The organism is Burkholderia sp. HI2500 (genome assembly GCF_002223055.1).
Lineage (GTDB): Bacteria > Pseudomonadota > Gammaproteobacteria > Burkholderiales > Burkholderiaceae > Burkholderia.
This window is the reverse complement of sequence record NZ_NKFL01000004.1, coordinates 330,381-352,536: the sequence shown is the minus strand read 5'-3', so window position 1 is coordinate 352,536 and position 22,156 is coordinate 330,381. Positions and strand designations below refer to the sequence as shown.

General features: G+C 68.5%; 19 protein-coding genes. 10 read left to right on the top strand and 9 right to left on the bottom strand.

Annotated elements, in window-relative coordinates; all coding sequences use genetic code 11:
* Positions 1 to 16: 16 nt before the first annotated feature.
* Complete coding sequence (locus tag CFB45_RS04125) at positions 17 to 382, bottom strand: BON domain-containing protein (protein WP_089424630.1); 366 nt, start codon at positions 380 to 382, stop codon at positions 17 to 19.
* A 438-nt stretch (positions 383 to 820) separates the two neighbouring features.
* Between CFB45_RS04125 and CFB45_RS04120 the strand changes: the two genes are divergently transcribed.
* The 3 genes from CFB45_RS04120 (at position 821) to CFB45_RS04110 (ending at position 4,012) form a co-directional block, all read left to right on the top strand.
* Entirely contained in the window at positions 821 to 2,263 is a 1,443-nt protein-coding gene (locus CFB45_RS04120; RefSeq protein WP_089424629.1) for a TAXI family TRAP transporter solute-binding subunit, read from the top strand.
* Positions 2,264 to 2,357: 94 nt separating this feature from the next.
* Positions 2,358 to 2,996 carry a 2-hydroxychromene-2-carboxylate isomerase gene (locus CFB45_RS04115; protein ID WP_089424628.1) on the top strand — a complete coding sequence of 213 codons (639 nt, stop codon included), beginning with the start codon at positions 2,358 to 2,360 and terminating at the stop codon, positions 2,994 to 2,996.
* 68 nt (positions 2,997 to 3,064) lie between these two features.
* On the top strand, positions 3,065 to 4,012 hold the full coding sequence (locus CFB45_RS04110; RefSeq protein WP_089424627.1) for a LysR family transcriptional regulator: 948 nt from the start codon (positions 3,065 to 3,067) through the stop codon (positions 4,010 to 4,012).
* A 34-nt stretch (positions 4,013 to 4,046) separates the two neighbouring features.
* Here CFB45_RS04110 and CFB45_RS04105 read toward each other — a convergent pair whose 3' ends face one another.
* The 4 genes from CFB45_RS04105 to xdhA all read right to left on the bottom strand — a co-directional run bounded on the left by CFB45_RS04105 (position 4,047) and on the right by xdhA (position 9,186).
* Positions 4,047 to 4,448, bottom strand: a complete 402-nt coding sequence (locus CFB45_RS04105) for a polyketide cyclase (RefSeq protein ID WP_089424626.1) — start codon at positions 4,446 to 4,448, stop codon at positions 4,047 to 4,049.
* Positions 4,449 to 4,536: 88 nt separating this feature from the next.
* On the bottom strand, positions 4,537 to 5,154 hold the full coding sequence (gene xdhC, locus CFB45_RS04100) for a xanthine dehydrogenase accessory protein XdhC (protein WP_089424625.1): 618 nt from the start codon (positions 5,152 to 5,154) through the stop codon (positions 4,537 to 4,539).
* Between the two features lie 84 nt (positions 5,155 to 5,238).
* Complete coding sequence (gene xdhB, locus CFB45_RS04095; protein WP_089424624.1) at positions 5,239 to 7,602, bottom strand: xanthine dehydrogenase molybdopterin binding subunit; 2,364 nt, start codon at positions 7,600 to 7,602, stop codon at positions 5,239 to 5,241.
* Between the two features lie 18 nt (positions 7,603 to 7,620).
* Positions 7,621 to 9,186 carry a xanthine dehydrogenase small subunit gene (xdhA, locus tag CFB45_RS04090; RefSeq protein ID WP_089424623.1) on the bottom strand — a complete coding sequence of 522 codons (1,566 nt, stop codon included), beginning with the start codon at positions 9,184 to 9,186 and terminating at the stop codon, positions 7,621 to 7,623.
* Positions 9,187 to 9,524: 338 nt separating this feature from the next.
* On the opposite strand from xdhA, the gene CFB45_RS04085 reads away from it, so the two are divergent.
* Positions 9,525 to 10,739, top strand: a complete 1,215-nt coding sequence (locus CFB45_RS04085) for an MFS transporter (protein WP_089424622.1) — start codon at positions 9,525 to 9,527, stop codon at positions 10,737 to 10,739.
* A 37-nt stretch (positions 10,740 to 10,776) separates the two neighbouring features.
* On the opposite strand, the gene CFB45_RS04080 is transcribed toward CFB45_RS04085, so the two are convergent.
* The 3 genes from CFB45_RS04080 to CFB45_RS04070 all read right to left on the bottom strand — a co-directional run bounded on the left by CFB45_RS04080 (position 10,777) and on the right by CFB45_RS04070 (position 13,045).
* Positions 10,777 to 11,343, bottom strand: coding sequence for an RES family NAD+ phosphorylase (locus CFB45_RS04080; protein ID WP_256978117.1), 567 nt, complete (start codon positions 11,341 to 11,343; stop codon positions 10,777 to 10,779).
* A gap of 36 nt (positions 11,344 to 11,379) precedes the next feature.
* Complete coding sequence (locus tag CFB45_RS04075; protein ID WP_089425856.1) at positions 11,380 to 12,030, bottom strand: hypothetical protein; 651 nt, start codon at positions 12,028 to 12,030, stop codon at positions 11,380 to 11,382.
* 124 nt (positions 12,031 to 12,154) lie between these two features.
* On the bottom strand, positions 12,155 to 13,045 hold the full coding sequence (locus CFB45_RS04070) for a DMT family transporter (protein ID WP_089424621.1): 891 nt from the start codon (positions 13,043 to 13,045) through the stop codon (positions 12,155 to 12,157).
* A 135-nt stretch (positions 13,046 to 13,180) separates the two neighbouring features.
* On the opposite strand from CFB45_RS04070, the gene CFB45_RS04065 reads away from it, so the two are divergent.
* Positions 13,181 to 14,116: a helix-turn-helix domain-containing protein gene (locus tag CFB45_RS04065; protein WP_069247267.1), complete on the top strand. Its 936-nt coding sequence runs from the start codon at positions 13,181 to 13,183 to the stop codon at positions 14,114 to 14,116.
* Between the two features lie 27 nt (positions 14,117 to 14,143).
* Here the strand turns inward: CFB45_RS04065 and CFB45_RS04060 are convergent, their stop codons facing one another.
* Positions 14,144 to 15,355, bottom strand: coding sequence for a pyridoxal-phosphate-dependent aminotransferase family protein (locus CFB45_RS04060; protein WP_089424620.1), 1,212 nt, complete (start codon positions 15,353 to 15,355; stop codon positions 14,144 to 14,146).
* A 753-nt stretch (positions 15,356 to 16,108) separates the two neighbouring features.
* Here CFB45_RS04060 and CFB45_RS04055 point away from each other — a divergent pair.
* From CFB45_RS04055 to CFB45_RS04035, 5 genes are all read left to right on the top strand, one after another.
* On the top strand, positions 16,109 to 17,092 hold the full coding sequence (locus CFB45_RS04055) for a LysR family transcriptional regulator (RefSeq protein WP_089424619.1): 984 nt from the start codon (positions 16,109 to 16,111) through the stop codon (positions 17,090 to 17,092).
* Positions 17,093 to 17,122: 30 nt separating this feature from the next.
* Entirely contained in the window at positions 17,123 to 18,121 is a 999-nt protein-coding gene (locus CFB45_RS04050) for a 2-hydroxyacid dehydrogenase (RefSeq protein ID WP_089424618.1), read from the top strand.
* A gap of 180 nt (positions 18,122 to 18,301) precedes the next feature.
* Positions 18,302 to 19,066, top strand: a complete 765-nt coding sequence (bluB, locus tag CFB45_RS04045; RefSeq protein ID WP_089424617.1) for a 5,6-dimethylbenzimidazole synthase — start codon at positions 18,302 to 18,304, stop codon at positions 19,064 to 19,066.
* 235 nt (positions 19,067 to 19,301) lie between these two features.
* Positions 19,302 to 20,471, top strand: a complete 1,170-nt coding sequence (locus tag CFB45_RS04040) for an MFS transporter (protein ID WP_089424616.1) — start codon at positions 19,302 to 19,304, stop codon at positions 20,469 to 20,471.
* A gap of 378 nt (positions 20,472 to 20,849) precedes the next feature.
* A complete protein-coding gene (locus CFB45_RS04035) occupies positions 20,850 to 22,010 on the top strand; it encodes an MFS transporter (protein ID WP_089424615.1) in 1,161 nt (386 codons plus the stop codon).
* Positions 22,011 to 22,156 lie beyond the last annotated feature (146 nt).

Sequence of the window (22,156 nt, the reverse complement as noted above, 5' to 3'; positions counted from 1 at the left end):
GCGCCGTCGCCCGGCGTTACTGCTGCTGAACCGTCAGCTTGTTCGACACCGACGTCACGCCGCTCACGCCCTTCGCCGCCTCTTCCGCCTTGTCGATCTGGGCCTGGTCGGGCACCGTGCCCTCCAGCGTGATCGCGCCGCCCTTCGAGCGCACGACGATGTTCGCCACGTCGATGCCGCCCGCCTTCGTAATGGCCTTGCGCACCGCATAGCCAAGCTTGCGGTTCGCCTTCTTCGCGGTCTTCGCGGCGGCCTTCGGCGCGCTGGTCGCGGCCGCGGGCGCTTCCGTTGCCGCGGCATCGCTCGACTGCGCATACACGCTGCCCGACAGACAGGCCGCCACGGCGGCAACGCCCAACGCTCTCAACACGATCGACTTCATGCTATCTCCTTATCACTCCGGAACGGCCGTGCACAGTACGGCCGATTACCCCCAAAAACAGCCGGCCCGCGCGCGAACGGGCGGGACAGCCGGTGTTTTCCACGGCGATACGAGAGAGGCGAGACGGGCTGGCGGCCGGCGCACGCGAAAGCGGGCCGGCCGGGCCGGACAGCCGCCGGCCGAACGCGCCCGGTCTCATTGCGTGCCGGGTCGCGCGCAAATCGGGCGCGGCTGCGTCGCACAATGTAATCCAGCGCCCGCGGAAGCGCAAAGCTTTTGACGCGGGGCCGCCCGCCACTGTCGCCGCGGGGCCGCGCCAGGCCGCCCCACTCGCGCACGCCCGGTGAAACCGGGTACCATCGCCGCGAGCATCGGCGTCGTCCATGACAACCGTCCGATCGTCACCGATACGTCACGCCAGCGTCATCCGCCGCCCCCATGAAGCCAGCCCGCCCTCGCCCGCCTCGCCGCATCCTCGCCCGCTTCGTCGCGGTATCGTGGCGCGACCTCGCGCTGTCGATCGGCCCGACCGTGCTGCTCGCCGGCGCGGCCGTCTGGCTCGCGGTCAAGCTGATCCAGCCGGCCCCGCCGTCCACGCTCGTGATCTCGTCCGGGCCGCCCGGCAGCACGTACTGGAACGCCGCGCAGAAATACAAGACGATCCTCGCGAAGAACGGCGTCACGCTCGACGTCCAGTCGTCCGAAGGGTCTGCCCAGAACCTCGCGCGGCTGTCGAACCCGAACGCGCCGGTCGACGTCGGCTTCGTGCAGAGCGGCATCGGCCCGAAGGAGCGCGACGAACACCTCGTGTCGCTCGGCAGCATCGGCTACGTGCCGCTCGCGATCATGTATCGCGGCCCGGTCGTCGCGCGCCTGTCCGACTTCAAGGGCAAGCGGCTCGCGCTCGGCGCGGAGGGCAGCGGCGCGCGCGAGCTGAGCCTCGCGCTGCTGAAGATGAACGGCATCGTGCCGGGCGGCTCGACCGAGCTGCTGCCGACCGCCGGCGAGGACGCGGCCACCGCGCTGCTCGACGGCAAGATCGACGCGGCGTTCCTGTCCGGCGACTCGACGCAGATCCCGGTGATGGCGAAACTGTTCCGCGCGCCGGGCGTGCACGTGTATTCGTTCACGCAGGCCGAGGCGTACGCGCGGCGCTTTCCGTACCTGACCGCGATCACGCTGCCGATGGGGGTCTACGATCTCGGCCGGAACCTGCCGCCCGCCGACATCCACACGGTCGCGCCGACCATCGAACTCGTCGCGCGCGACTCGCTGCACCCCGCGTTGTCCGACCTGCTGATCGAGGCCGCGCGCGAGGTGCACGGCCACGCGACGATCCTGCAGCACGCGGGTGAATTCCCGTCGCCCGTCACGCGTGGCTTCCAGCTCTCCGACGACGCCGCGCGCTACTACAAATCAGGCAAGACCTTCCTGTACCGGCGGCTGCCGTTCTGGGTCGCGAGCCTCGTCGACCGGCTGCTCGTCGTGGTCGTGCCGCTGATCGTCGTGCTGATCCCCGGGCTGCGGCTCGTGCCGTCGCTGTACGGCTGGCGCGTGCGCTCGCGCATCTACCGCTGGTACGGCGCGCTGATCGCGCTCGAGCGCAGCGCGCTCGGCGAGCACACGGCCGAGGAGCGCGTGCAGTTGCTCGACGAGCTCGACGACATCGAGGAAGCCGTGAACCGGATGAAGATGCCGCTGGCCTATGCCGGGCAGTTCTACGTGCTGCGCGAGCACATCGGTTTCGTGCGCGAACGGCTCACCGCGCACGATCAGGACACGCCGGCCAGCCCGCCGGGCGCCGGCGGCCCGCCGCAGGCACGTGCCGAAGCCGCGCCGCCGGCCGGCACGCCCCCCCGGGCGACTCCCGGTTCCGCGTGAGCGGACGATCCGCGATCATTGCTGCATGCGCGCGCCGCCGCGTAACATGGAGGCCGCCGCCAGGCGCCGCACGCCCCACCTTCTGGAGATCGCCATGACAACCGGCCTCGACACCGCCCAACCCGCCTGGTTCTACGACTTCGTGTCGCCGTTCTCCTACCTGCTCCTCGAACAGCTCGACAAATGGCCGGACGTGCCGTTCGAGCCCGTCGCGGTGTCGCTGCCCGACCTGCAGCGCCACTGGGGGCAACGCTCGAGCGCGGACGTGCCCGCCAAGCGCGTGTTCACGTACCGTCACGCCCTGTTTCGCGCGGAGCAGCTCGGCATCCGCTTCAAGATGCCGCCCGCCCATCCGTTCGATTCCGACAAGGTGTTGCGCCTCGCGATCGCGCTGCGCGCCGACATCGCGACCGTGCTGGAAATGTTCCGCTTCATCTGGCACGACGGCAACGACCCGTCGACGCCGGAAGGCTTCGCGGCACTGTGCGAGCGCGTCGGCGTCGGCCACGGCGACGAGCTGATCGAATTCGAGGAGACGAGCGCGCAGTTGCGCCGCAACACCGACGACGCGATCGCGCTCGGCGTGTTCGGCGTGCCGACGTTCTGGATGAACCAGCAGCTGTTCTGGGGCGAGGACGCGCTGCCGATGGTGCTGTACTGCGCGCGCACGCCGAACTGGCTCGAATCGCGCGAGGTCAAGCGGATCAGCGCGCTGCCGAAGGGCCGTGTGTGATGGCCGGTATCACGCACGCCAATGCGCGGCTGCGGTAAGGTTACGCTTCCCCGCAATCCCCGCCTACGATGGAAGAAGACGACCGTACCGCCTCGCTCGATATCTGGCTCGTGCGCGTGTTGCGCACGCTGCTGCTCGAGCGCAGCGTCACGCAGGCCGCGCTGCGGCTGAACCAGACCCAGCCGGCGATCAGCACCGCGCTGCGCAAGCTGCGCGAGACGCTGAACGACCCGATCCTCGTGCGCGGCAAATCCGGCATGGTGCCGACCGAATACGGCGCGTCGCTGCTCGAGGCCGCGCAGCGCGCGCTGCGCGAGGTCGACTTCATCGCGACGCCGCACGGCGACTTCGATCCGTCGTCCGCACGGCGCACGTTCCGCGTCGCCGCACCCGATTACCTGAACGATTTCTTCATGCCGACGCTGATCGAGCGCTTTCGCGACGCGGCGCCGCATGCCCATCTGGAAATCGATTCGCTGAATCCCGCGCTCGACCACGCGGGCGCGCTCGAATCGGGCGCGCTCGATCTCGTGATCGGCAACTGGCCGAAGCCCGACCCGCAGTTCGCGCGCCAGGACCTGTTCTCCGACACGATCGTGTGCCTGATGCGCGATGCGCACCCGCTCGCACGCGTGCCGCTCACGCGTGAAGCGTACGCATCGGCCGCGCACGTCGCGCCGACGCCCTACACCGGCGACAAGCGCAACGCGATCGAGATCGGCCTGACACGCGCGCGCCTCACGCGGCGCATCGTGACGACGCTGCCCTACTTCGGCATCGTGCCGCAGGTGCTGCTGCAGTCGGACCTGATCTTCACGACGACGCGCCGCTTCGCGACGCACTATGCGCAGTTGCTGCCGCTCGTGGTCGTCACGCCGCCCGTGCCGTTCCCGCGCATCAAGAGCTACCTGCTCACGCATCCGCAGCCCGACCGCCCGACCGACATCGCGTGGCTGTGCGCGCTGATGCAGAGCGTGTCCGACGAGCTGACGGTTCCCCGCAGCCGCAAGCGCTGAGCCGCGGCACAAAGCGCGGCGCGGCCGCTCGAGTTCAGGCCGTGCAGAAGGTTTCCTGCAGATGGGTCCAGCGCACGACACCCGCCGCGTCGCGCTCGAACACGGCGGTTGAACGGCGCGCGGGCAGCTCGCCCGATGCTGCGTGCTGCGCTTCGAGATAGGTCACGGTCGCATGCGACGCATCGGCCGCGAGCACGCGGGTGTCCGACAGCGTAATGCGCAGCCCCGGTTTCGCGCCGGCGAGCTTTTCGAACAGCGCGCGCGTACCGTCGTGATCGACGACGCGGCCGTCGGTCAGGATCATCGTGAATTCGGCGGAAAACGCGGCGAGCAGCGCATCGAGCGCCTCGGGCGCGGCATCGACGCCGGACAGCCAGCGCTCGATGGCGACGAGGCTCGCATCGAGCGCGTCGAGATAAACCTGATGATCGGACATGGCACGTGCACGGTAAGGCGCGGCCGGATGCCGCGCGTCGTCGTGCAGTGTATGCAAAATCGCGCGGCCCCGCGCTGGCCGCGCGGCGCTACCGCGCGCAGGACACGTCGTCGCGCACACGCCCCGAAGCGGCGGCCTTCGCGTCGGCCACCGGCATGCCCGAGCGCGCCTGCAGCAGCTCCGCGCACACGGCCACCGCGATCGCGCCCGGCGCCTTGTCGACGATGCCCGCGACACCGATCGGGCACACCATCTCCACGAGCCGCGCCGGATCGACGCCGCGCGCGGCAAGCCGGCGCTCGAACTTCACGCGCTTGGTGCGCGAACCGATCATCCCGAAGTACGCGTAGTCGCGCCGCCGCATGATCTGCGCGGCGAGCGAGAAGTCGAGCGCGTGGTTGTGCGTCATCACGAGGAAGTACGCGCCGGGCGGCGCGGCGTCGACGACCGCCTCCGGCGTGTCGGTCGGCTCCGGCTGCACGTTCGGCGGACATTCGTCCGGGAACAGCTCGTCGCGCGTGTCGACCCACTGCACGACGCACGGCAGCGCGCCGAGCAGCGTGACGAGCGCGTGACCGACGTGCCCGGCGCCGAACAGCACGATGTGCATCGGCGCGGGCGTGCCGGTCGCGCGGTTGCGCTGGCCGGTGCCCGGCGCGAACGCCGGAGTCGACGCGGTGCGGAGCGAGCGGGCGGGGCCGTTCATGTCGGCCTCCGCCGGGCCGCACCAAGGAGGCTGACCACCCCCTCGGGGGACAGTGAACGAAGTGAGCGTGGGAGGCGTTTCATCTCAGCCTGCCTGACCGGCGCGTGCCGCACGCACCGCGCTGACCGCACGCAGGATCGACTCGCCGGTCGCCGGCGCATCGAGCGGCGGGTTCACCTTGTAATCGCCGACCGCGGCCACCGCATCGCGCACCGCGAAGAACACCGAGAACGGCAGCAGCAGCGGCGGCTCGCCGACGGCCTTCGACCGGTGGATGCTGTCCTCGACGTTGCGGTTCTTGAACAGCTTCACGTTGAATTCCGGCGGCGTGTCGTTCACCGTCGGGATCTTGTACGTGGACGGCGCATGCGTCATCAGCTTGCCGCCCTTGTTCCACCACAGCTCCTCGGTCGTGAGCCAGCCCATCCCCTGGATGAACGCGCCTTCGACCTGGCCGATGTCGAGCGCCGGGTTCAGCGACGCCCCCACGTCGTGCAGCGCATCGACGCGCAGCGTGCGCATCTCGCCCGTCAGCGTGTCGATCACGACTTCCGACACGGCCGCGCCGTACGAGTAGTAGTAGAACGGCCGGCCCTGCAGCTTCGACTGATCCCAGTACAGCTTCGGCGTCGCGTAGAAACCGTCGGACCACAGCTGCACGCGCGCGAGGTACGCCTTCGCGATCACTTCGCCGAACGGCACGCCGTTGCCGCCCACCCACACGAAGTCGTTGGCGAACTTCACGTCGGCCGCATCGACCTTGCCGTCGCCGAACTGCTTCGCCGCGAACACCGCGAGCCGCTCGCGCAACTGGCGCGCCGCATCCTGCGCGGCCTTGCCGTTCAGGTCCGAGCCCGTCGACGCAGCGGTCGCGGAGGTGTTCGCAACCTTGCTGGTGTCGGTCGCCGTCACGCGGATCCGGCCGAAGCGGATGCCGAGCTCGTGCGCGACGACCTGCGCGACCTTCGTGTTGAGCCCCTGCCCCATCTCCGTGCCGCCGTGGTTCACGAGCACCGAGCCGTCGGTGTAGATGTGCACCAGCGCGCCGGCCTGGTTGAAGTGCGTGACGTTGAACGCAATGCCGAACTTCACCGGCGTGATCGCGATGCCCTTCTTCAGCACCGTGTTGCGAGCGTTGAATTCGCGCACGCCCGCACGCCGCGCACGGTAGTCGCTCGTCGCTTCGAGTTCGCCGAGCAGCTCCTGCAGCACGTTGTCCTCGACCGTCTGCCCGTACGGCGTGACGTTGCGTTCGGTCTTGCCGTACAGGTTCGCATAGCGGACGTCGAGCGGATCGCGATCGAGCGCGCGCGCGACGTCGTCGAGGATGTACTCGATCGCGAACGCCCCCTGCGGGCCGCCGAATCCGCGGAACGCGGTGTTCGACTGCGTGTTGGTCTTGCCGCAGTAGCCGGCGATGTTCACGTCGCCCAGCCAGTACGCGTTGTCGAAGTGGCACACCGCGCGCGTCATCACCGGGCCCGACAGGTCGGCCGAGAAACCGCAGCGCGACGTCATGTCGAGCGCGACGCCGTCGATGCGGCCATCGTCGTCGTAGCCGACGTCGAAGCGGTAATGGAAGTCGTGCCGCTTGCCGGTGATCATCATGTCGTCGTCACGGTCCGGACGCAGCTTCACCGGGCACAGCAGCTTCCACGCGGCGAGCGCCGCACAGCACGCGAACAGGCCCGACTGCGATTCCTTGCCGCCGAACCCGCCGCCCATGCGGCGGCATTCGACGAGCACGTTGTGCGACGCGACGCCGAGTACGTGCGCGACGAGATGCTGCATCTCGCTCGGGTGCTGCGTCGAGCAGTACACGTGCATCCCGTCGTCGTCCTTCGGCACGGCGTACGCGATCTGCCCTTCGAGGTAGAACTGCTCCTGGCCGCCGAGCAGCATTTCGCCCGACTCGCGGTGCGGCGCGACGGCGAGCCGCGCGGCCGCGTCGCCGCGTGCGAGCTTCAGCGGCGGGATCACGTAGGTTTCGGCCGCGCGCGCTTCCTGCGCGGTGAGGATCGCCGGCAGCTCCTCGTAGTCGACCTGGGCGCGGCGCGCAGCGAGCCGCGCGGTTTCATGCGACGTCGCGACGACGATGAACATCGGCTGGCCGACGAACTGCACGATGCCCTTCGCGAGCACCGGGTCGTCGTGGATGATCGGGCCGCAATCGTTGACGCCCGGGATGTCGTCGGCCGTGAACACGGCGACCACGCCCGGCGTCGCGCGCACCGCATCGAAGTTCATCGACACGATCTTCGCGTGCGGCTTCGCCGACAGGCCGAGCGCCGCGTGCAGCGTGCCCGCGACGACCGGGATGTCGTCGGTGTAGGTGGCACGCCCGCTGACGTGCAGGTGCGCCGATTCGTGCGCGCGCGATACGTGGACCTGCGCGGCGTCGGCTTGCGGGTCGAGGGTGCTCAGGAACGGTTCTGCTTGCTGGTTCATGTTCGGTGTTCTCCGTCTTCAGACGCGCGCCGCGTCGGTGCCGAGTTCGGCGGCCACTTCACGCACATTCAGGGCTTGCGGCGGCAGCGGGTCGTGCGGGCGCGTCTCCAGCCAGAAGCGATACATCAGGTTCTTCGCGGTATCGAGGCGGTACGTACTCGTCGCGCGCATGTCGGACAGCGGCTGGTAGTCGCGCTCGAGCGCCTGCATCGCGGCCTGCGCGGTGGCTTCGTGCCACTGCGCGCCGTCGAGCACGGCTTCCGTCTGGGTCGCGCGCTTCGGCGTCGCGGCCATCCCGCCGAACGCGATGCGCGGCTCGCGGATCGTGTCGCCGTCCGCAATGAACGCGAACGCCGCGCACACGGCCGAGATGTCGGAGTCGAACCGCTTCGACAGCTTGTACGTGCGGAACTGCAGCTTCTCGCGTGCGCCGGTGCGGGTCGGCACCTTCAGGCCGACGACGAATTCGTGCGGCGCCATGTCCTTCTGCTGATAGCCCGTGTACAGCGCCTCGAGCGGCAGCTCGCGCACCGTGTCGCCGCCGCGCAGCACCACGCGCGCGCCGAGCGCGATCAGGCCCGGCATCGAATCGCCGATCGGCGAGCCGTTCGCGACGTTGCCGCCGATCGTGCCCGCGTTGCGGATCGGCAGCGACGCGAAGCGCTTCCACATCTCGGTCAGTTCCGGATACGGGCCGGCCAGCGCCGCATACCCTTTCTCGACCGTCACGCCAGCACCGATTTCGATCCAGTCGTCGCCGTGCACGATGTTCTGCAGTTCGGCGATCTGGCCGACGTAGATCAGGTCGTCGAGCCGGCGCATCTGCTTGGTGACCCACAGGCCGATGTCGGTGCTGCCCGCGAGAATGCGCGCGTCGGGCCGCTCGGCCTTCAGCGCGGCCAGCGCGTCGAGCGTGCGCGGCGCCGCGAAGCGCGCGCCGTTGATCGTCGTGTAGTCGAACGTATCGTCGCGCTTGAGCGACGCGAGCGTACGGGCCAGCGCGGCGGTGTCGACCGGCGCCGACGGTGCCGGTGCACCTTCGCCGGCCGCGTCGAACATCTGCACGGCCGCATCGACGATCGGGCGATAGCCGGTGCAGCGGCACAGGTTGCCCGTCAGCGCATCGGCGATCTCGGTGCGCGTCGGCACGTCCTTCGCCTTCGCGCACGTGCCGGCACGGCCGCAGCCTTCGTGGCCGTGCTTCTCGTACAGCGCCCACATCGACATCACGAAGCCGGGCGTGCAGAACCCGCATTGCGAACCATGGCAGTCGACCATCGCCTGCTGCACCGGATGCAGCGCACCGTCCGGCTGACGCAGGTCCTCGACCGTCAGCAGCGCCTTGCCGTCCAGCGTCGGCAGGAACTGGATGCATGCGTTGACGGCCTTGAACTCGACCGCGCCGGCGTCGGTCAGCTCGCCGACGACGACCGTGCACGCGCCGCAGTCGCCTTCCGCGCAGCCTTCCTTGGTGCCGGTGCAATGCGCGTCCTCGCGCAGGTATTGCAGCACGGTGCGGGTAACGTCCGCGCCGCTGACTTCGCGGATCGCGTGACGATGGTAGAAGCGGATCGGCTCACTCATGTCTCGATGGTTCTTCAAATGGGGGGCAAGGCGGCCCGCGCTGTGCGCTCGACCGACGTTTTTCTGACAGTTTGCACGCTATCACCATCAAATTTCGCAACCCATAGCCCATCACGCATGGGGCCCATATAACTGCCGCGATATGAGCGCCGGGCCGGCCCGACGGCCTTTCCACACGGTGCTCCCAGCCCCTTCCCTGCTTCCCCGCGACCGCCCGGGATCCTCGAAATCAGGTCGCGATTAACTAAATGGTACCTGCGTGAAAACCGGTTCCATGGGAAAATCCCGATTCCCTTTTTCGCCGTCCTCTGCCCGTTTCGTTCATTCGTTCCGACCCCATGTCAACCGATTCCGCCACACCGCCGCGCAGCGGGTTCGCGGTCACGCTGCAAATCGTGTCCGTCGTCTGCTTCACGTTCATCTGCTACCTGACTATCGGCCTGCCGCTCGCGGTGCTGCCGGGCTTCGTCCATGACGACCTCGGCTTTTCCGCGATCGTCGCGGGCGGCGCGATCAGCGTCCAGTATTTCGCGACGCTCGCGTCGCGGCCGCTGGCCGGGCGCCTGGCCGATACGCTCGGCCCGAAGCAGACGGTGTTGCGCGGGCTGGTCGGTTGCGGCGTGTCGGGCGTGCTGCTGCTCGTCGCGCTGCTGCTCGCGCACTGGCCGGTCGCGAGCCTCGTGCTGCTGGTCGCGAGCCGGCTCGTACTCGGCGTCGGCGAGAGCCTGTGCGGCACCGGCGCGATCCTGTGGGGCATCGGCCGGGTCGGCGTCACGCACAACGCGAAGGTGATCTCGTGGAACGGCATCGCGACCTACGGCGCGCTCGCGCTCGGCGCGCCGGTCGGCGTCGCGATCGCGAATACGCTGAATCCGGCGCTGATCGGCGTGCTCGTGATCGCGCTGGCCGCGATCGGCTTCTACCTCGCGCGCCTGATCGCTTCGGTGCCGCTCGTGCACGGCGAACGGATGTCGTATGCGAGCGTGTTTACGCGGGTACTGCCGCACGGCCTCGGCCTCGCGCTCGGCTCGGCCGGCTTCGGCTCGATCGCGACCTTCGTCACGCTGTACTACGCGGCGCGCCACTGGCCGAACGCCGCCCTGTCGCTGACCGTGTTCGGCACGCTGTTCATCGGCGCGCGCCTGCTGTTCGCGAACACGATCAAGACCTACGGCGGCTTCCGCGTCGCGATCGTGTCGTTTGCATTCGAATGTTCGGGCCTGCTGCTGCTGTGGCTCGCGCCGGTGCCGCACATCGCCCTCGTCGGCGCCGCGCTGACCGGCTTCGGCTTCGCGCTGATCTTCCCGGCGCTCGGCGTCGAGGCCGTCGCGCTCGTGCCGCCCGCGAGCCGCGGCGCGGCGCTGTCCGCGTACTCGGTGTTCCTCGACTTGTCGCTCGGCATCACGGGCCCGCTCGCCGGCTATGTCGCGGGCGCGTTCGGCTATCCGCAGGTGTTCCTGTTCGCGGCGGTGGCGGCTGCCGCGGGCGTCGCGCTGTCGATGGTGCTGTACCAGCGGCAGGCACGGGTCGAGGGAAGCGGCGCGGCGGCATGAGAAGCGGGAGGCGCGTTGCCGCCCGCGCCACGCGGTGTCAACGCAGAAGTACGTTGAAGTCCCGCAATACGCGGACCGCATCGGGATGACGCCTGAATGGAACGGCGCGCCCGAGCGAGAGCTTCGGTTTGGCACGATCGAACAGCACGAGCGCTTCCGACGTGCTGAGATGGCGCGACATATACAAAAACCCGTCGACGCGACGGGGATGCCGGTGGACGGTAAGCGACCACAATTGCGGAACGTCGTACGGTGCGATGGTCGACAACGCACCGTCACCACCGAGATTTTTCAGCGGCAAGCCGTGCAGGACGGCGACGGTCAGCGGCGCGCCGTCAAATGAAAGGACGTAGCGATCGAGTTCGGTCGTCACGAGCGGAAAACCGCCCAGCACCAGATCGGCGACTTCGTCGTGCAGCACCGTCTCGGCGAATGCGCAATGCAGATCGAAGCCGAAATAGCTCGTGCCGTACCGCCGCCGCTTGCGCGGATCGTCGAAGCGATTGCCGCCCGATTGTCCGAAGTAAGGCTCGCCGGTCGCATATCGCGAGATACGCACCAGCGCCGTCGGCGCAACTTCGCGAGTCACCAGCGTTGCGCTCACGAAATGTTCCCCCGGCGCCGTCAGCAAACCGACCACCTAGCGCTCGGCGAACGCCGTGGCGGCACGCTCGACTTCATCCACCTTCCCGCGCGACAGCGCGACGAGCGGCGTAACGTTGCCCAGGGACGCCTTCGGCGTCGTGAAGAACTGCCATTTGCTCCATCCCGGCAAACCGCCCAGACATTGGGTCACCTTGCCCAACGTCTTGCGATCGATGTCCCCCGCCAGGTAGAAGGCCGGGTAGTACTGTGCGGCGCCGACATCGACCGTGAAGATCCGGCCGGACGCTACGGCCTTGCTGAGCGCCTGCCGCGTCATGCCGAGGCCGACCCATGTCTGCGCGGCAGGCAGCAGCTTGCCGTCGGCGACCAGCATGCGCCGTTCCGCCTGCACCTGCCGCTCCGGATCGGCGACGACGCCCGCCGCCCGCTTCTTCCCGGCGGTCGGCTTCCTGTCGCGCGTCGCGGCCGCAGCGATGCCGAACGTGATCGTGCCGGCCAGATCGATGACCTGCGCGATGCCGACCTTGAACAGGTGTCCCAATTGCTCGTCAGACAGGCTGAGCAGCGCCCGCGCGCGATCCGGGCCGAGCATGGTCGCCGCGCCGACAGCGCTGCGCAGCGCTTCCTCCGTCTCGACGTCCAGAACGACGGCCGTCCCTTCCAGCGTATGAGCCCGCGCAATCATCATCACCTCCCGTCACGACCGGAATGATCAAGCGTAGCCCCGAATCGAAACCAAGTCAACCGTGTCAACCGTATTGCCCGTTCGTCCCTTTCCTCGATCGTGCGTTCGCGCAGCCCCGTACTTCTCAGGCCGTCCGCAGAAACAACCGCCGCGTCAGGTCGAACGCGACCAGGTTGCCGGCCACCACCAGCAGCAGCCCGACCACCGCGAGCGGCGACCACTGGTAGCCCTCGAACACCGTCGACACGGCCAGCGCGACGATCGGGAACAGCACCGTGCAGTACGCGGCGCGCTCCGGCCCGATCCGGCCGACGAGGGTCAGATAGGCGGTAAAGCCGATCACCGAGCCTGGCACGGCCAGGTAGACGAGCGCGCCGAGATAACGCGGGCTCGTGTCGAGCGTGAACGGCATCCCGGCCACCACGCTGCCGACGGTCAGGATTGCCGCGCCGATCAGCATCGCCCAGCCGTTGGTCGCGAGCGGGTGCAGCCCCATCGACTGCATCCGGCTCGACAGCAGGTTGCCGATCGAGAAACACATCGTGCCCGCGAACGCGATCGCGAGCCCCGTCCACGTCGCGTGGTCGTCGAGATGGCCGGCCATCTGCTGCCAGAACAGGCACGCGATGCCGGCCAGCCCGAGCAGCGCACCGGCGATCGCCGACGGCCGCAGCGGACGGCCCATGAACAGCCGGCCGTTGATCGAGTTCAGCAGCGGCGCGGTCGAGAAGATCACCGCGACGAGGCCGCTCGGCACGACCTGCTCCGCATAGTAGAAGCACAGGAAATTCAGGCAGAACAGCGCGAAGCCCTGCGCGAGGAGAAAGCGCCACGCTTCGCGCGGCGGGCGCACCGGCCGGCGCATCACGCGCAGCAACGCGAACAGCACGGCGGCCGCGAGCCAGAAGCGCCATGCGATCGACACGGGCGGCGGCACGGCGCCGAGCTGCCATTTGATCGCGATCCAGGTGGTGCCCCAGATCAGCACGGTGACGAAATAAAGCGACAGGTTCATGGCGGCAACGATCCCAAAAGCAGGTGAAACGGATCCCGACTATGCCGCCGCCCGGCGCGCGCCGATTGTCCGGAATTGCGGTCTTTTTCGGGCCGCCGCACGCGGCGCCGCGCGCCCGCTTATACTCGGCCCATCATGAGCCTCTCCCTTTCCGCGCCCCCCGTCGACCACCCCGCCGCCCTGGCTGGCGGCGATCTGCCGTTCGGCCTGCAGTCGGTCTGCCGCACGCTCGCGGACGCGAACGCGACGCTCGAGCGCTTCGCGTGGCTCGGCGACCATCTGGCGATCGCCGAATGGACGCGGATCACCGACGAAAGCGAGACGGTCTACGAGCAGCCGGGCCACCACACGCTGTCGTGCTACCTCGACGGCGGTTACCGGACCGAACGCCAGCGCGTGCCGCGCTACGGCGCGCCGAGCCTGCTGTGCGCGCTGCCGGGCGACCATGAATCGCGCTGGTGGGTGCGCGGCGAGATGCACTTCATCCACCTGTATTTCCTGCCCGAACACTTCACGCAGCGCGCGATCCGCGAACTCGACCGCGAGCCGCGCGAGCTGAAGCTCGCCGACCGCACTTACTTCGAGGATGCGCGCGTCGCCGCGCTGCTGCGCTCGCTCGCGCTGGACGGCTGGGACGATGCCGACGAACGGCTGCGCGTGAACGAGACCGCGCACGAGGTGCTGAGCCTGCTGCTGCGCGGACAGAGCACGACCCGCACCGACACGTCGTTCCGCGGCGGGCTCGCACCGGCCGTGCGCCGCCGCGTGCGCGACTACATCGACACGTACCTGACGCAACCGCTGACGCTCGGCGAACTCGCCGACGTCGCCGCGCTGTCCGAGTACCACTTCTCGCGGATGTTCCGGCTGTCGTTCGGCCGCGCGCCGCACGCGTGGGTGGCCGAACAGCGCCTCGCGCGGGCACGCGAGCTGCTGCGCACGACGGCGCTGCCGCTCGCGCAGATCGCGGCCGACTGCGGCTATGCGAACGCCGGCCACTTCAGCCATCGCTTTCGCGACGCACATGGCACGACGCCGAACACGTACCGGCGCGCGATGCAGGGCCGCTGAGCGCGGCCCCTTTCGTCGTTTCCCCGCTTACGCGCCGCGCCGCGACAGCTCCTGTTCGAGCGCCGCGACGCCGGCCGGCAGGTCGACCGGCACCTTCAGGTCGACCATCGTGCGGCCGAACGCATGCAGCGTGCGGAACAGGTTGTGTTCGCGGCACTGCTCGCCCATCTGCCCGATCCGTACGATCGGCAAGCCGAACGAGCCCGAGATCTCGACCTGATACTGCTTCGAGATATGGCCGCAGACCATTCCCGGCGTGAGCCCTTCCGGCGTCTCGATCCCGACCACTGAATTGAGCCGGCAGTCCTTCGGCGCGTAGAGCTTGAGCCCCATCGACTCGACGCCCGCCTGCAGCGCGAGCGAGCAGCGCAGGTGGCGCGCGAAGCGGCTTTCGAGCGTCTCCGCGCAGACGAGCCGCAGCGCTTCGTGCAGCGCGAGCACGCCGGACACGGGCGCCGTGTAGTGATAGCCCGCGTTGTGCCAGAAGTTTTCCGCGAGCGCCATGTCGAGGCACCAGTGCGCATTCGGTTCGGGGCGCTGCTTCATGCGGTCCCATGCGGCGTCGGAGAACGCGATCAGCGACACGCCCGGGATCGACGACAGCCCCTTCTGGCCGCCGGTGATCACCGCGTCGATGCCCCACGCGTCCATCTCGAGCGGCATCGTCGACAGCGTGCACACCGCGTCGACCACGACCAGCGCGCCGGCCGCCTTCGCGAGCGCCGCGATGTCGCGCAGGTCGCGGTTCCACACGGTGTTCGACGTCTCGCCCTGCACGATCGTGACGATCTCGGGCCGCTCGCGCGCGATGGCGTCCGCGATCTCGTCGAGGCTGGCGACCGCGCGGTCGGCCACTTCGAGCGTCGCGACGTCGGCGCCGACGCGCGTGGCCATCTCGGCCATCCGCGCGCTGAAGAAACCGTTGCGGATCGACAGCACGCGCGTGCCGCGCCACGCGAGGTTCGAGATCGCCATTTCCATCGCGGCCGAACCGGGGCCCGCGACGCCGAGCACCCACTTCGTGCGGGTCTGGAACACGTAGCGCGCCATCTCCTTCACCTGCTCGATGATCTTCGCCATCGTCGCGCCGAGGTGGTTGATCACGACCGTGTTCGCCTTCGCGACGGCGGCCGGGATCGGGACCGGGCCGGCCCCCATCATCAGCAGCGGTTCTTCGGGCAGGATCGCGTCGAGCGGCACGACGACGGGACAGGGAATCGGCGAGTAATCGATGGACATGGCTGGTAAAAGGTGAGGAAAGGAAGTGCACGGGCGCCCGCCGCGCTGCATGGCGAACTGATCGATCATTCCGCGTTCCGCCGCCTCGCGCAAGAGGCACGCGCGGCCGGACAGCGCGACGGTGGCCCGGTCGCCGAACCGGGCCAGCCGGCCGTGCGCGGGTCGCACGCCGGTCATCCGGATTGAAAACGGATTGCCGGCCAGGGTGTGAAACGGTTCCACTCGTGCGTCAAGCGCACGATTTTCTCCGTCAATAACATCGCGCTCCGTCGGCATCGACGCTTCAGCGCGACTTCCGTATCGATTGAAATAGACCCGATCCGTGATGAAAATCATCACCCAGAATCCGATACGCAAAACTCTCGCACAACCCAAAACACCCATTATTGCGGCATGAAATGGGGCGCGCTTCCTGGCAATACCTGAAAAAAACCACACAAATAGCCAACAACCCATTGAATTAAATAGACATTATTCGCACAAAAGATACCTATCCAATATCGTTCCACCTTTGAACGGCAGGCATGCCTGACAGCACTACGTTTAACGCGTTACTCCCGATTTCGATTTTCCGCAACCCGCCGCTTTTCTCAGGTTGACGGATATCGCTCTGTATTGAACAATCGTCAGCGGAATCGAAGAAAACGATTTTTCGATACGACGAAAAACTGAGGGCCGCGCGATGCGCTTTCGAGGTCGCGCGGCGTAAAGCCACAACCATAATCAATCAACCGGGCCAGAAATACGCAAGCCATGAACCAGATTCAGACCATGCGTGTATTCGTCTGCGTCGCCGAGCAACAGAGCTTCCGGCGCGCGGCGCACCATCTCGGCGTGTCCAATGCACTCGTCACGCGTTCGATCGCGATGCTCGAGGGCCACCTGAACACCCGGCTGATCCACCGCACCACGCGGAACCTGTCGCTCACCGAGGCCGGCGTGCGCTACCTCGACGGGTGCCGGGCGCTGCTCGAGGAATTCGATCACCTCGAATCGTCCGTCGCGCATGCCGTGCGCGAACCGGCCGGCACGCTGCGCGTCGTCGCGTCGGGCCTGCTGTCGCCGCTTGCGCTGACGCCGCTCGTCAGCAGCTTCCGGCGCCGCTACCCCGAGTTGCGCGTGCAGCTGACCGTCGCCGAGGGGCCGCTCGACGTGCTCGATTCCGGGTACGACGTCGGCATCGTCACGGGCAACCGGTTCGACGGCAACCCGACGCTGGTCGGCCATGCCCTTTCACCGAACCCGTTCGTTGCGGTAGCGGCACCGGCCTATCTCGAGCGACGCGGCGAGCCGCGCCTGCCCGACGACCTGCCGGGCCACGACTGGGTCACGCTCGCACCGCACCAGCATGCGCCCGCGTGGCAACTGGTCGGCCACGACGGCGTCGCGCATTCCGTCACGGTGCGCCCGACCTGCACGGTCAACCAGCTCGCGCTCGTCCACGCGGCCGCCGTGGCCGGTGCGGGCATCGCGGTGCTGCCCGAGCCGTGCGTCGCCAGCGCGCTCGCCAGCGGCGCGCTCGTGCGGCTCATGGCCGGCTACCGGATCGACGATCCCGACACGCAGTTGTCGCTCGTCTATCCGAACCGCCAGTACGTGCCGGCCCGCACGCGCAGCTTCGTCGAGCACGCGCTCGATCACTTCAGCGCGCAGCCCGCCCGCGAACGCACCGATTACGGCTTCCTGCGGCCGTCGCGCGGGCCCGACCGCTCCGACATCGTCACGGGGCTGCAGTAAACTGCGCGCGTCAGCCTTCGGAGGTGCAGCGTGCGCGTGATCCTGTTCAGCAGCCGGCAGTACGACGACGATTCGTTTGCTGCCGCCAACCGGCGGTTCGGCTATCGGCTGCACTTCCAGCCGTCGCACCTCGACGCGGAAACCGCGATCCTCGCGCATGGCTATGACGTCGTCTGCCCGTTCGTCAACGACACCGTCGACGCGGCCGTCCTCGAACGGCTGGCGGACGGCGGCACGCGCCTGATCGCGCTGCGCTCGGCGGGCTTCAACCACGTCGACCTGGCCGCCGCCGAGCGGCTAGGCATCACGGTCGTGCGCGTGCCCGCCTATTCACCGCACGCGGTTGCCGAGCACGCGGTCGCGCTGATCCTCGCCCTCAACCGCCGCCTGCCGCGCGCCGTCGCGCGCACCCGCGAGGGCGACTTCTCGCTGAACGGCCTGCTCGGCTTCGACCTGCACGGCAAGACCGTCGGCATGATCGGCACCGGCATCATCGGCAGCGTGTTCGCGAAGATCATGATGGGCTTCGGAATGCATGTGCTCGCGCACTCGGTGCCGCCGTACAACGACGAGCTGATCGCGTTCGGCGCGCGCTATGTCGCGCTCGACGAATTGCTGCACCACGCCGACATCGTCAGCCTGCACTGCCCGCTGCTGCCGGCGACGCACCATCTGATCAACGAACGGACGCTCGCGCGGATGAAGCACGGCGCGATGCTGATCAATACCGGGCGCGGCGGCCTCGTCGATGCGCAGGCGCTGGTCGACGCGCTCAAGAGCGGCCAGCTCGGCCATCTCGGGCTCGACGTGTACGAAGAGGAAAGCGGGCTCTTCTTCGAGGATCACTCCGACCTGCCGCTGCAGGACGACGTGCTCGCGCGGCTGCTGACGTTCCCGAACGTGATCGTCACGTCGCACCAGGCATTCTTCACGCGCGAGGCGCTCGCCGAGATCGCGCACACCACGCTGTTGAACATCGAGGCGTGGCATGCCGGCACGCCGCAGAACGTCGTAACCGCGAATCGCTGAGAAATCGACGAAACCGGCTCATTTCATGGCTGCAAGCGATACCGCAATCGTTTGCTTTTGATCGCCGCTGAAAACACGACCTTTTGCATCAACAATTTCGCGCTTTGTTTCAAATGATGTAACGCGGCGCGTGTGCCGTCTGCTATCGTTGCGCCGACGTTATCCCGCCCCCACCCGTCCATGCGTTTCGACGATTCCGACCTCGCCGCCGTCTACCGCGCCATTTTCGAACGGCGCGACATGCGCCACTTCACGCCGGCGCCCGTCGATCCCGCCGTGCTCGCGCGCCTGCTGCGCGCGGCGCATCACGCACCGAGCGTCGGCTTCATGCAGCCGTGGCGCTTCATCCGCATCACCGATCCGGCGCTGCGCACCGCGATCCACGCGCTGGTCGAGGCCGAGCGCCGTGCGACCGCCGACGCGCTCGGCGAGCGCCAGGACGAATTCATGCGGCTGAAGGTCGAAGGCGTGCGCGAATGCGGCGAACTGCTGGTCGTCGCGCTCGCCGACGGCCGCGAGCGCCACGTGTTCGGGCGTCGCACGCTGCCGGAGATGGATCTCGCGTCCGCGGCGTGCGCGATCCAGAACATGTGGCTCGCGGCCCGCGCCGAAGGGCTCGGGATGGGCTGGGTATCGCTGTTCGACGTCGATGCGCTGCGCGCGCTGCTGCGGATGCCCGACGGCGCGAAGCCGATCGCGGTGCTGTGTGTCGGGCACGTCGACGCGTTCTATGCGAAGCCGATGCTCGAGCAGGAACGTTGGGCCGCGCGGATGCCGATCGAAGCGTGCCTGTTCGAAAACGGCTGGGACGATCCGGCCGCGATCAATACCGCCGGCTCGCCTTCGTCCCCCGCCGACGCGGCGGACGCGGCCATGGAAACCGGGGCCGGCTCGGCAAGCGCTTCGACCACGAGCGTTGGCGGGTCCCCCGAACGCATCGCCTGACGAGCCCCCCGCCGTCATCGTTCCGGCCCCCGCAATTTCACCGCCGCAAAGCCCGCCGAATCCCACACTGTGAGCGCCACGCGGGCATTCCCGTCGCACGCCGGCAACAACCGTTTTGGCCCCAAGCATAGGGGTTTTCACTGAAGTAGAATCGCGGCTGTCGTTCGCCTTACCGCCCGCCCGTCCCGCGCATCCTGCGCCCGCCCGAGCGGCGGCTTTTCCCGAGCCCACCGCGATGCCCTTACCTCTTTTCGCCCTCGCCGTCGCCGCATTTGGAATCGGTACCACCGAGTTCGTGATCATGGGGCTGCTGCCCAATGTCGCGCGCGATCTTGGCGTGTCGATCCCGGCCGCCGGCATGCTCGTGTCGGGCTATGCGCTCGGCGTGACGATTGGTGCGCCGATCCTCGCGATCGTCACCGCGAAGATGCCGCGCAAGCGCGCGCTGATGGGCCTGATCGGCCTGTTCATCGCGGGCAACCTGTTCTGCGCGATCGCACCGGGCTATGCGGTGCTGATGGCCGCGCGCGTCGTCACGGCGTTCTGCCACGGCGCGTTCTTCGGGATCGGCTCGGTGGTCGCGAGCAACCTCGTCGCGCCGAACCGTCGCGCGCAGGCGATCGCACTGATGTTCATCGGCTTGACCCTCGCGAACGTGCTCGGCGTGCCGCTCGGCACCGCGCTCGGCCAGGCATACGGCTGGCGCGCGACGTTCTGGGCCGTCACCGGCATCGGCATCGCCGCGGCCGCCGCGCTCGCCGTCTGCCTGCCCAAGAATCTCGCGATGCCCGACACCAGCATCACGCGCGAATTCAGCGTGCTGAAACATCCGCAGGTGCTGATGGTGCTCGGCATCAGCGTGCTCGCCTCGGCCAGCCTGTTCAGCGTGTTCACGTACATCACGCCGATCCTCGAGGACGTGACGGGCTTCTCGCCGCGCCAGGTCACCTACGTGCTGCTGCTGTTCGGCCTCGGGCTGACGGTCGGCGGCACGCTCGGCGGCAAGCTCGCCGACTGGCGCCGGATGCCGTCGCTGATCGCAACGCTCGCGCTGATCGGCGTGGTCCTCGCGCTGTTCGCGGGCACGATGCACCTGCCGTTCGCCGCGCTCGCGACGATCTTCGTGTGGGGCATCCTCGCGTTCGCGATCGTGCCGCCGCTGCAGATCCTGATCGTCGACCGCGCCAGCGACGCGCCGAACCTCGCGTCGACGCTGAACCAGGGCGCGTTCAACCTCGGCAACGCGACGGGCGCTTGGCTCGGCGGGATGGCGATCGGCTCCGGCGTGTCGCTCGTGAACCTGCCGTGGGTCGGCGTCGCGATGGCCGTCGCGGCGCTCGCGCTCACGCTGTGGTCGGCGTCGCTCGAACGTCGACCGGTGGCCGTGCCGACCGAGTACGTCTGAAGCAACCCTGCTGAAATCGTTGCGAGCACAACTCCTATAGGGCCTGTTCCCGCTAATAACGGGCTTGCGCTGGCCGCCAGAAGGGCCGAGCGCAAGGATTGCGACGAAGCGAATACTCGACGTATTCGTGAGGAGCATGACGCCGCGATCGGCCCTTCTGGCGGCCAGCCCCACGAGTGATTTTTCCAAACAGGGGAACGTGCCTTGCCGGCCGTATTGCGGCGGCGATCGTCGCTTGTTTGGCTCGGCCAAACGGCGCTCCTCCTTTTGCGTTACGACCGGCAAGGCACGTTCGCAAGCCCGTTATTAGCGGGAACAGGCCCTATACCTGATGGCCTTCATGGACCTTTCAAGGTCCGCGGTGTAGCATCCCCGCCGATGAAAGCCATTCTTAATCGCGATTTCCTCGCACTCATTCTGAGCGTCGCGGTCGTCGGTCTCGGCACCGGCGCCACGCTGCCGCTCACCGCACTCGCGCTGACCGAAGCCGGACACGGCACCAACGTCGTCGGCATGCTGACGGCCGCGCAGGCCCTCGGCGGCCTCGCGATCGTCCCGTTCGTCACCGCGCTCGCGCGGCACATCGGCTCGCGCCGCGCGATTGTCGTGTCGGTCGTGCTGCTCGCGGCGGCCACCGCGCTGATGCAGTTCACGTCGAACCTGATCCTGTGGGGCGCGCTGCGCGTGCTGTGCGGTGCCGCGCTGATGCTGCTGTTCACGATCGGCGAGGCGTGGGTCAACCAGCTCGCCGACGATTCGACGCGCGGCCGCGTCGTCGCGATCTACGCGACCAATTTCACGCTGTTCCAGATGGCGGGCCCCGTGCTCGTGAGCCAGATCGCCGGGGCGACGAGCATCCGCTTCGCGCTGTGCGGCGCGCTGTTCCTGCTCGCGCTGCCGACGCTTGCGACGATCCGGCGCGCGCCGCTCGCCGGCGACGACGCGCATCACGAAGCGCACGGCCGCTGGCTCGACATCCTGCCGCGCATGCCCGCGCTGATCATCGGCACCGGCTTCTTCGCGCTGTTCGACACGCTCGCGCTGTCGCTGCTGCCGCTCTACGCGATGGATCACGGCGTCGCGAGCGCCACCGCCGTGCTGCTCGCGTCGATCATGCTGTTCGGCGATACCGCGATGCAGTTCCCGATCGGCTGGCTCGCGGACAAGCTCGGCCGCGAACGCGTGCACCTCGGCGCAGGCTGGATCGTGCTCGCCGGCCTGCCGCTGCTGCCGTTCGTGATCGCCAATCCGTGGCTGTGCTGGCCGTTGCTGTTCGTGCTCGGCGCGGCGGCCGGCAGCATCTACACGCTGTCGCTCGTCGCGTGCGGTGAACGCTTTCGCGGCGCGGCGCTCGTCACCGCGAGCTCGCTCGTGTCGGCGTCGTGGAGCGCCGCGAGCTTCGGCGGCCCGCTGGTCGCCGGCGCGTTGATGGAACAACTGGGCAGCCACGCGCTGGTCGGCGTGCTGGTCGTCTGTGTCGCGGCGTTCGTCGCGGCCGCGCTGTGGGAGCGCCGCGTCGCGCCGCAACGCGCGGTCTGACACCGGGGCGCGAGCACTCCGCTGCGCGCCGCCCAAACGACGACGGCACGAACACGCGCCGCCCGTCCACCGATACACCGGTCACACTGCGAAAACGACGACGGCCCGCGCAATGCGGGCCGTCATGCTCACGTGTGCGCCACGTT

Excerpts from the sequence above, each read along its gene's own strand:
- CFB45_RS04125 (WP_089424630.1), bottom strand. The coding sequence starts at position 382 with ATGAAGTCGATCGTGTTGAGAGCGTTGGGCGTTGCCGCCGTGGCGGCC.
- CFB45_RS04120 (WP_089424629.1), top strand. The coding sequence starts at position 821 with ATGAAGCCAGCCCGCCCTCGCCCGCCTCGCCGCATCCTCGCCCGCTTC.
- CFB45_RS04115 (WP_089424628.1), top strand. The coding sequence starts at position 2,358 with ATGACAACCGGCCTCGACACCGCCCAACCCGCCTGGTTCTACGACTTC.
- CFB45_RS04110 (WP_089424627.1), top strand. The coding sequence starts at position 3,065 with ATGGAAGAAGACGACCGTACCGCCTCGCTCGATATCTGGCTCGTGCGC.
- CFB45_RS04105 (WP_089424626.1), bottom strand. The coding sequence starts at position 4,448 with ATGTCCGATCATCAGGTTTATCTCGACGCGCTCGATGCGAGCCTCGTC.
- xdhC (WP_089424625.1), bottom strand. The coding sequence starts at position 5,154 with ATGAACGGCCCCGCCCGCTCGCTCCGCACCGCGTCGACTCCGGCGTTC.
- xdhB (WP_089424624.1), bottom strand. The coding sequence starts at position 7,602 with ATGAACCAGCAAGCAGAACCGTTCCTGAGCACCCTCGACCCGCAAGCC.
- xdhA (WP_089424623.1), bottom strand. The coding sequence starts at position 9,186 with ATGAGTGAGCCGATCCGCTTCTACCATCGTCACGCGATCCGCGAAGTC.
- CFB45_RS04085 (WP_089424622.1), top strand. The coding sequence starts at position 9,525 with ATGTCAACCGATTCCGCCACACCGCCGCGCAGCGGGTTCGCGGTCACG.
- CFB45_RS04075 (WP_089425856.1), bottom strand. The coding sequence starts at position 12,030 with ATGATTGCGCGGGCTCATACGCTGGAAGGGACGGCCGTCGTTCTGGAC.
- CFB45_RS04070 (WP_089424621.1), bottom strand. The coding sequence starts at position 13,045 with ATGAACCTGTCGCTTTATTTCGTCACCGTGCTGATCTGGGGCACCACC.
- CFB45_RS04065 (WP_069247267.1), top strand. The coding sequence starts at position 13,181 with ATGAGCCTCTCCCTTTCCGCGCCCCCCGTCGACCACCCCGCCGCCCTG.
- CFB45_RS04060 (WP_089424620.1), bottom strand. The coding sequence starts at position 15,355 with ATGTCCATCGATTACTCGCCGATTCCCTGTCCCGTCGTCGTGCCGCTC.
- CFB45_RS04055 (WP_089424619.1), top strand. The coding sequence starts at position 16,109 with ATGAACCAGATTCAGACCATGCGTGTATTCGTCTGCGTCGCCGAGCAA.
- bluB (WP_089424617.1), top strand. The coding sequence starts at position 18,302 with ATGCGTTTCGACGATTCCGACCTCGCCGCCGTCTACCGCGCCATTTTC.
- CFB45_RS04040 (WP_089424616.1), top strand. The coding sequence starts at position 19,302 with ATGCCCTTACCTCTTTTCGCCCTCGCCGTCGCCGCATTTGGAATCGGT.
- CFB45_RS04035 (WP_089424615.1), top strand. The coding sequence starts at position 20,850 with ATGAAAGCCATTCTTAATCGCGATTTCCTCGCACTCATTCTGAGCGTC.